General features: G+C 55.4%; 9 protein-coding genes. All 9 read left to right on the top strand.

Annotated features, from left to right (window positions below; all coding sequences use genetic code 11):
- Positions 1-208: 208 nt before the first annotated feature.
- A complete protein-coding gene (locus AXW79_RS23110; protein WP_011899113.1) occupies positions 209-982 on the top strand; it encodes a hypothetical protein in 774 nt (257 codons plus the stop codon).
- Positions 983-1091: 109 nt separating this feature from the next.
- Positions 1092-1301: a helix-turn-helix transcriptional regulator gene (locus tag AXW79_RS22545; protein WP_227534454.1), complete on the top strand. Its 210-nt coding sequence runs from the start codon at positions 1092-1094 to the stop codon at positions 1299-1301.
- Between the two features lie 140 nt (positions 1302-1441).
- Entirely contained in the window at positions 1442-2308 is an 867-nt protein-coding gene (locus tag AXW79_RS19590) for a phage repressor protein (protein ID WP_005320382.1), read from the top strand.
- Positions 2309-2628: 320 nt separating this feature from the next.
- Entirely contained in the window at positions 2629-2799 is a 171-nt protein-coding gene (locus tag AXW79_RS22540) for a hypothetical protein (RefSeq protein ID WP_162096738.1), read from the top strand.
- The gene (locus tag AXW79_RS19585; protein ID WP_005320383.1) at positions 2796-3155 is read left to right on the top strand and encodes a hypothetical protein; all 360 of its coding nucleotides are present in this window, start codon (positions 2796-2798) and stop codon (positions 3153-3155) included. The genes AXW79_RS22540 and AXW79_RS19585 overlap by 4 nt, the downstream gene beginning before the upstream one ends.
- Positions 3152-3406 carry a hypothetical protein gene (locus AXW79_RS19580; RefSeq protein WP_005320385.1) on the top strand — a complete coding sequence of 85 codons (255 nt, stop codon included), beginning with the start codon at positions 3152-3154 and terminating at the stop codon, positions 3404-3406. Before AXW79_RS19585 ends, AXW79_RS19580 begins: the two co-directional genes overlap by 4 nt.
- Positions 3403-6207, top strand: a complete 2805-nt coding sequence (locus tag AXW79_RS19575) for a DUF927 domain-containing protein (RefSeq protein ID WP_011899110.1) — start codon at positions 3403-3405, stop codon at positions 6205-6207. Before AXW79_RS19580 ends, AXW79_RS19575 begins: the two co-directional genes overlap by 4 nt.
- Before the next feature lie 954 nt (positions 6208-7161).
- Complete coding sequence (locus AXW79_RS23890; RefSeq protein ID WP_227534453.1) at positions 7162-8157, top strand: hypothetical protein; 996 nt, start codon at positions 7162-7164, stop codon at positions 8155-8157.
- Between the two features lie 248 nt (positions 8158-8405).
- A complete protein-coding gene (locus AXW79_RS19565) occupies positions 8406-8630 on the top strand; it encodes a helix-turn-helix transcriptional regulator (RefSeq protein WP_005320392.1) in 225 nt (74 codons plus the stop codon).
- Positions 8631-8665: the final 35 nt, after the last annotated feature.

Here is an 8665-nt window from a genome sequence, read left to right as displayed (position 1 = left end):
GCGACTAATGAGATCGCACAAACTGGACTGAGTTCCCTTCCTCCGGTGATCACATATTCTGAACAGCTATTTAGAGTGCGAGCTCGAAGATATTTACCATTGGTATGAAATCGGCGCCATAAATATATATATAAAACTTGATGAAGATGGTGAAAAGCCTTGCGGCGGAAGTGGATTTGAGTGTAAGCAAATATATTTTGAAGGGGGAGTGCCTGGCACTATCTGTTATCAATGCGACTTTGGCACCACAGATACTGAAGATACCAATATTTGGTATGATACTTTATATAAACATGGTACAAATGTTATCTTCCTTATTAGTGAGAAAGATGAATATCAAGATGATAGCGATACTAATATTGATTATGTTCAGGCTGACTATACCAAGATATGGATTAAACTAGATAAATTTGCTCCACCAATAAATAGATCTGATGATACCTTAGAAGGAAAACTCGCTACGTGTGAAAGTTCAATAATTTTGGATTATATCACCTATAGAGTTTGGCTTTCTGGTTTACATGAGGTTTCCATTCCTTTTTCTTATCTAAGGGAGGGGTTTAGAGTCGGGTTTGAAAATATAGAAAAAATAGAATCAATTGATATGCAAGTAAATATAGGGTCTGATTGCATTAGTATAATGGGCGCCGATATTGAACACGCAGTGTCCCTTTTTAGAGTTCGCTATGATGACTTATCAAGGTTGAGGGATGGGATTGCCTCAGGGAATTCACTGAGCAAACAACCTCGCAAACTGTTAACCCATCCTATAGACCCATCAGACACATCACCACGTGTTACTGCGAACCAGAGTAAAGCTATTGTTGATTTGCTGAAGGCTCTTGGCTATACCTCAGCCGATCTTCAGGGCAGTACAGAAGCGTTACAGCAAAAAATAGCCCGTAACGGCCATAGCAAACAGCTGAGCAGCGTAACCCCTAAAACGTTGAGAGCTTGGCTAGACAGAGCAGAAGCCAGTTAAGATAGTTATTCAATAACTTCCGGTACTTTTCAATAACTCCCCCTCCGATAGGAACCAACATGGTTTGATTACTCCCGCAACGACAAGACACGTAAAGGAGCAACAAACCATGTCATTGAAATCAGAATTTGCATTGCCGAAAGAGGGGTTTGTCCGGGTGGACACCCTTGCCAAGGTATTAGGAATTGCTGTGGTTACAGTCTGGCGCTGGTCAGCAAAAGGTACATTCCCAAAACCAGTAAAATTGTCAGAAAGAGTAACCGCTTGGCGGGCCGAAGAGGTTCGGAGTTGGATGAATGCCCAGGGTAAGGCTGCTTAATATCCGGGTGTTAGCCAAAAGAAAGGGCCGCCCGTAGCAGGAGCAGCCCAAACCAATCATTCACCAATTACCGCTGATCAATAATATCAGTATTCTGATTACTAAGCCAGTCAGCGGAACCGCGTAAGGTTTTTATTGCCATGAATAACAAACAACAGGGGCATATAGCTCAGGGCGAAGCTGTGCCAAAAAACAACTCCACTCATACGCTCCATTCTCATGATATTGTGATCGCCATGGCTGAATTGTTGCCACTGCATGAAAATATGGTTGGTAGTGAGCGCGTCCAGACCATTAATGCTCGTGAGCTGCACGCCTTCTTGAAATCTGGGCAAGAATATTCCAATTGGATGAAAGCCCGTATTGCCGAATATGATTTTATTGAAGGGGCAGACTTCGCCAGATTCGATGAAGTCATTTTGAGCGCGATAAATTTATCAGATACAAATGAGGCACGGCTCTATCAGAGAAATAGCGCCAAAGCGCGGGATCGGAGAGTCAAGGGTTACGCCCTTACTTTGGACATGGCCAAGGAGTTGGCCATGCTCGAGCGAAACACCGAGGGCCGCCGTGCGCGCCGCTACTTTATCGACTGCGAACGGCGGCTAGCCGAGGTTGCCCCGCAACAGCAAGTGTCGGCACAAGCCCATTGGCAAGCTGAACGGGAAGCCAGCAAGGACTACCACGGGCTAATGTGTCGCGCTCTGCTGCAACACCGTACCAGGCTGGGTAAGGAGACTGCTGGTCACCATTACAGCAATGAGCTGGGCATGATCAATCGGCTGGTTCTTGGGATGGATGGCAAAGCATGGCTGGCCCAACACGGTCTGAAAGGCGAGGTACGGAAACACCTGAGCGCATATCAACTGGCGTTGGTCGCCTTTCTTGAGCGCAGTAATGCCACCTTCCTGGACGCAGACATGCCTTTCGCTGAACGCAAGATGAGGCTAACAGCCATGCTGGCTACCCGGATTGAACGTGAGGGCGGCGAAAATGATATTGCATGACACGATCAGACACGGTACGATCTTATCTGTTGGGGCTACTAACCCTAACAGTACTACTTCCACGAGCGGTTACCCGCAACCGACAATTAGCGGTTTTTTTGTGCCTGCCATTTGGGCTACTACCCCAGGCTGTCGCACAGATGAACTTCACATTCACGCCGATCACGGCGGGAGTGTATCCGCTTTTGCGGTATGGTTGAGAGGCCCCAATAAGCCCGCAAGGGTGAATAAGGCCCGCCTTCTCGTGGAGGTAGTTGACGCCATGCCGCATCCTCATTTGCAGCATGGCCGACTCACTAAACCACGAGAGAGTACAGGCCATGATCTACACCTTCTTGATCCAGCATTCCCGTACCTGCCGCTTGGCAGACCTACGCCGTATCCGCACCATTTCCGCCTTTGCCAACAGCGAAACACAAGCCCGGTCTGCGCTGGCCGGTCTACCCCTAGTGTTTTTGTCCCGTACCCCGAGCAAGGGGGTTGCAGCATGAAACGCACCATTCGAACTCGCCAGGTGATTCAGGCTGAGGCTCTGTTTGAGCAGTCTGCACTGCTCGCTTCTGCTTTGAGCTGCATCTGTGAGTCCAATACCGAAAGAATGCTCTATTTGGAGCTCTCCGATCTGCTGCATCCATTGCAGACCCAGCTTGATGAATTGGAGGCGTGCTGTGCCGGGACACCGCTGGAGGACCCTGCTGAACGGATCAATCGTTATGCCTCCGTCCTGCTCAAGGTTCTCAATGGCAATCAGTCCCATATCGAGCCGTGTGTGATCAGTGTGTTGCTCGCCCCGGTCTTTGCCGAGTTTGAGACCGTCGAACTGGCCAAGCGCAGGGAGGGTGTATGACCTATTACGCATGGGCTCCAGCGGCTCAACAACCCACATTCGTTGGCCCGGCCAACCCCAAGACTGGCAAGCGTTCACAAGCGGGTAGCCTGAGCGCATTTGCCTGCCGTCGGCAGCGCGATGACTTTATTGCCAGCACCGACGGTATGGCGGGGGCAGTTACTGCCAAACAGGCCCGCCAGCTAAAGGCTGGTTTAGACGAGCGGGCTTTCAACGAGCTGGTGACCGTTTTGGTTGGGGGTGAGGCATGAACGGGGCAACGTTTGTTTCTGATGTCACCGCCGCGGCTTGTGGCCACTGGCCGGAACTGCTGGCAAATCTGGGGGTGACGGTACCGCCACGTAAGCAGCATGGGCCTTGTCCGGCTTGTGGTGGGAAAGACCGCTTTCGGCTCGATGACAAGGGCGGGCGCGGTACTTGGATTTGTAGCCAGTGTGGCGCGGGTGACGGGCTGGATCTGATCCGCCGTGTAACCGGTAAGTTGCCGAAGGATGCTGCGGAACTGGTGGCGGGGGTGCTTGGCATTTCCCATGTTGCCATATCAGAAGCAGATCGAGAGCAATTGCAGCAGCAACAGCGCGCGCAGGCTGATGTAGAGCAACAACAGCAGCAGATTAAGCGCCAGAAAGCCGCCAGACGCGCTGCAGATATCCTGCGCGACTGCAAGCCTGGCCAATCCCCTTATCTGTCACACAAGCGCTTGAGCTGGCCCGGTGGGCTGTTGAATAGCTCCCTGATCCGGGTGGGGGAAGAGACGTTCCCCGCTCGCTCCCTGGTGGTGCCGCTCTACAGCGAGACCGGCGAACTGGTGAACGTACAGCTGATCCGCCATGACGGGGTGAGGCACTACCTTGCCGGTGGCCAGAAGCAGGCTGCCTGCCACCGGATCCCGGGTAGTGCCCTGGTGGCGGTTTGCGAGGGCTATGCCACCGGGCTATCAGTGCATCTGGCGACCGGGGCAACCGTCTATTGCGCCATGGATGCGGGTAACTTGCTGGCCATCGCTCAGGTGGTGAGGGGGATGGACGACCCCTTGCAACCGTGCCGGTTATTGCTTGCCGCCGACAACGATGCCACCACAACGGGTAACCCGGGTAAGACCAAGGCCGAGCAAGCCGCCGTTGCGGTGGGGGCCGTGGTCGCACTACCGCCCACTGCAGGAGACTGGAACGACTATTACCAGGCCCATGGGCTTGAAGAGACCAAGAGAGCCATCATGAGCCAGATTGAACAGACCCAGGAGCAAGACGCCAGCCAGAAGGAAGGGCAGCTAGCCGAGGTGATCCCATTGCATTCCATGCCAGATGCACAAGGCGAGCAGGAGCAGCCAATTGATGGTAAGGAGCTGCCTGAGGGTTATGAGATCCGGGACGGCATGCTCTACGTGCATGAATGGGTTGGCTCGGGACAGAACGGCCGGCAGGAGGAAACCCTGATTTCCCCTGAGCTTCGGGTGGTTGCTGAAACTTCCGACGAGGCGGGGTATGGCCAAGGGCGCTTGTTGGAGTGGCAGGATCGGGCTGGCCGTACTCGGCAATGGGCGATGCCGGTCAGCATGTTGGTCCACCGTGGTGGCCAGGAGGCGCTGGCGTCCTTACTCAATGGCGGCTTACCCTTTGTGAACCTCAAGAAGCTCGACAAGTTGGCGGTCTATCTGATGATGAGCCAACCCGAGCGGCGGGTGACCTGTGTCGAGCGTACCGGCTGGTACGGCAAAGCGTATGTGCTGCCGGGTGGGGGCATCGGGCCAGATGCTGAGCAGGTGATCCTGCAATCGGCCGGCTACCTGAGCAGCGACTTCACCAGCTCGGGGGAGCTGGCCGACTGGCAGCGCCAGATCGCTGCTATGGCCGTGGGTAACTCCCGCCTGTGCTTCGCCTTGTCGCTGGCCTTCGCCGCCCCCCTGTTGTCACTGGTGGGGCAGGAAGGTGGCGGTTTCCACCTCAAGGGCGAGAGTACCGATGGCAAGTCCACCATCATGAAGGCCGCCGCCAGCATCTATGGCCAGCCCGATCGCTACTGTCACACCTGGCGGGCGACTGGCAACGCCATCGAGGGGATCGCCAGTCGGCGTAACGATGCCTTGTTGTGCCTGGATGAACTGGGCGAGTTGGATGGGCGTGAGGCCGGACAGGTGGCCTACATGCTAGCGAATGGCCAAGGCAAGGGCCGCAGCAAGCAGGATGGTGAGCTAAAAGAGCGCAAGGCGTGGCGGTTGCTGTTCCTCTCCACGGGTGAACTATCCCTAGAAGATCACGCCGCCGAAGCGGGTAAGCGTACCCAAGCCGGGATGGAGGTACGTACCATCCAGATCCCGAGCAGCACCGGCAAGCACGGTGCGTTTGAGGTGCTGCACAACCAACCGGATGGGCGCGCCTTTGCCGATGCCCTCAACGAGGCTTGTAAGCGCGAATACGGCACCGCATTTCGTGCCTACATCGAGACCTTGGCAACAGGGCTGGACGCACACAAGGAGCGCCTGAAGCCGGAGATCAAGCGTCTGGCGGTCGAGCTGACCCCAACGGGGGCCGGTAATCAGGTTGGGCGGGCTATCAATCGCTTTGCCATAGTGGCCGCAGCGGGTGAGCTTGCCACTGAACTGGGGATCACCGGTTGGCCACAGGGTGAAGCGACCAGCGCCGTGCGGATATGCCTCAAGGCGTGGCTGGATGAACGGGGGCACCTGGGAAACAAGGAAGACAAGGCCACCCTGGAGCAGGTGCGCGGTTTTGTTGTGGCGCATCAGCACAGCCGCTTTGCCGACTGGTTCGACCCCAACCACCGTCCGGCCAATATGGTCGGCTATCGCAAGAAGGAAGCCGATGGCGTGAGCTTTATCGTGCTGCCTCCCGGTTGGAATGAGATCACCCGAGGTCGGGATCCCAAGCGGGTGGCCCAGCTTTGTTTGGAGGCGGGCTATCTGTTGCCCTCGAATGATGGCAAACGAGCCCAGCGCAAGATCCGCCTGCGGGATGGCGGCGCAACGGTCTGGATCTACATGCTGACCGAGAGAGTGCTAGCCGATGAGGCCGATGGGCCGGAAGACGAGTAGCCAGCCAGAAGAAAGCAAGGGGTCGCCATCGTGCGGCCCTTTACTTTTTGTGGCTGCTCATGCTATTCGCGCATGTGCGCCCGCAGGCGTTAATTTAATAAAAATATGGGAACAGTGGGAACAAGATAGATAAATGACCTTCAAAGCCTTATCCAGCAAGTGATACTAATGTTCCCACGCTCACGGAATTTCGTGGGAACAGATTGGGAACAGTGGGAACAAGTCGGAAATGTTCCCAACCCCTGTTCCCTTTGTTCCCACACCTTCCAGCGACTGTGGGAACAGAGAAACCCAGTAGTGGCAAGGGTTAGCGGGCAATGTTCCCATGTTCCCACTGTTCCCATCGTTTTTACATCACACATGCATGTGTGCGTGCGCGAATAGCAAAAAGCGATGCTTTGTGTCAAATCCTTTCTCTGGCTGGCCGTGTTTAGGGCTCGTAGTTTCCCTCCCATGCTGGTGTTACCAGCCGCGCCCCGCAGGGCCGACGCTTATGCCGAAGAGGACGAAGGACTCAAGCGCATAAGCAAAGTCGGTCACTATGTCACTATGCGTAAGTTTTCGCCCACTCATTTTCGCTTTTGGGGTAGCGTGGAACGAGAGCAAGCAGGGGGAGGTAGGTCAGGTATGGCGGGATGTCAGTTTGCACACATTGACGGGTATGCACGACAAGGCGGGAAGACAAAGACGGGGCGGGTACTGTCAGCCCAGCAGATAGCGGATGAGGCTGAGCGTAAACCCGGTGCTCATCCACATGTGAAAGAGCCTAATCCGCCGATCCTACGGTTTGGGGTTATGCCATCGGAGGCAGTGCAGCAGGCCATGGCATGGGCGGAGCAGGCCGTTGACCCGCGAGGGCGTAAGCTGAGGATTGACGGACTGTGTTTAGGGGCTGGCGTGGTCAGTGTCCCGGAGAACCTGCCCGATGAGCTCTGGCCAAGGTATCGTGACGCCATGATTGGGTATCTGAAAACAAAGCATGGCGACAGGCTGAAATCGGTAGTCGAGCATGTTGATGAGCCGCATCGGCACATCCACTTTTACCTGGTACCGCAGCCAGGCGAATCATTCGGTGCTGTACATCCTGGGGTTGCAGCGGCGCGGGCCTCAGCTGCTCGAGGGGAGCGAAAGGGTCTGCAACGTCTCGCGTTCAATCAGGCCATGAGAGCTTGGCAGGACGAGATACATATTGTGTCCGCGGACTTTGGGCTTGCCAGGATAGGCCCGCGTCGGCGGCGACTGCAGAGGGAGGTGTGGAACGCGGAGCAGCGGGCTTTGTCTGCCCATGCTGCGCTCATTAATGCAACGAAGCCGAAAGGGCCGACCATGGGGAAAATCAACCAAATCATCTCTATGCAAGAGGTTGAGCACCGAACCGGGTTGTTGGGGCGGGGCGCTCCGCTCTACACCGAGGGGCAGCTACTGGCCGCGACGAAGGCTGCTGCGTTGTATGGTGCTCGACACATGGCCGATCAGCGTCAGGACTTACTGGAGGCGGTGATCCTGCGAACCTCTGAGATTGAGGCCGCAGAGAGTCGGCTGGCCGAACTGGCCACCCAGGAAGCCGCAACAGCGCTCCGGTTGGCTGAGGCTGCCGAGAGAGTAAAGGAAGCCAACCGCAAGGCTCAGGCACGCATAGACGCTTCTTTGCTGCAGGCCGAGCAGGCGGAGGCAATGGCAATACGGGCCGAACGCTGGGCCAAGCAGGCCGTCACCGCCATGGAGGGTAGGATGAGAGAGATTTTGTCCCCCATCCTTGCCGCATTTACGGCGATCCTTCGCGACCCCAAGGCAATAGAACCCAAGGACGAAGCAGATGCCGCGATTGCAGCGTTGGCGGAGCTACAGCCTCTTGCCACAGAGATCCAGCAAGCACTCTATCCCGTCGCAAAAGCAGTCAAAAAGACCCATAAAGTTAACCAAGCACTTGGGCTTGACCTTCATCCGTAACGACCTGATTACCAATAGCCATTAAGGGGTGATTCCCCTCAATCCAGCTGAAATATCCAACTCCACCAGTGTGTCCGCCCTGGATACACTGGCCGCTGCTCACATTTCGCTTGAAACCGCCGCATCATCTCTCATAGCGGAGACAGTCATAACCGCCATTGTGTAACGCCATTACACAATGGCGGTGGCTCGTCTCTCTGCGTAAACCGTTGCAACCTCCATAAAGTAACCAACATCAGGAGAGCATGATGACCAATCAAGTGTTCATTGAGCGTAAGCGCCTGACCGTGTTGATCGGCTGTCGCTACGACACGATTGACCGCATGGTCGAACGGGGCGAGTTACCACGCCCAATCCGTCTGGGCCGAAATGGCCGGTATCGCTTCATTCGGGCCGAGATTGAACCCGCGTTGAAACAACATGGGATCGATCTGGTCAAGCTGGAAGCGGCCCATGTCAGCAATGGCCTTTGACCATGGCCATGTCCCCCGTTTCCCCCTTCACCCGA

Source organism: Aeromonas salmonicida subsp. salmonicida, assembly GCF_001643305.1.
Taxonomy (GTDB): domain Bacteria; phylum Pseudomonadota; class Gammaproteobacteria; order Enterobacterales; family Aeromonadaceae; genus Aeromonas; species Aeromonas salmonicida.
Note: the sequence above shows the minus strand (reverse complement) of the source record. Positions and strands in the feature narration are given on the sequence as shown.

What these genes read in the sequence shown, in the direction of transcription:
- AXW79_RS22540 (WP_162096738.1), top strand. Translation starts at nt 2,629, where the DNA reads ATGATCTACACCTTCTTGATCCAGCATTCCCGTACCTGCCGCTTGGCA.
- AXW79_RS23890 (WP_227534453.1), top strand. Translation starts at nt 7,162, where the DNA reads ATGATTGGGTATCTGAAAACAAAGCATGGCGACAGGCTGAAATCGGTA.
- AXW79_RS19565 (WP_005320392.1), top strand. Translation starts at nt 8,406, where the DNA reads ATGACCAATCAAGTGTTCATTGAGCGTAAGCGCCTGACCGTGTTGATC.
- AXW79_RS19575 (WP_011899110.1), top strand. Translation starts at nt 3,403, where the DNA reads ATGAACGGGGCAACGTTTGTTTCTGATGTCACCGCCGCGGCTTGTGGC.
- AXW79_RS22545 (WP_227534454.1), top strand. Translation starts at nt 1,092, where the DNA reads ATGTCATTGAAATCAGAATTTGCATTGCCGAAAGAGGGGTTTGTCCGG.
- AXW79_RS19580 (WP_005320385.1), top strand. Translation starts at nt 3,152, where the DNA reads ATGACCTATTACGCATGGGCTCCAGCGGCTCAACAACCCACATTCGTT.
- AXW79_RS19585 (WP_005320383.1), top strand. Translation starts at nt 2,796, where the DNA reads ATGAAACGCACCATTCGAACTCGCCAGGTGATTCAGGCTGAGGCTCTG.
- AXW79_RS19590 (WP_005320382.1), top strand. Translation starts at nt 1,442, where the DNA reads ATGAATAACAAACAACAGGGGCATATAGCTCAGGGCGAAGCTGTGCCA.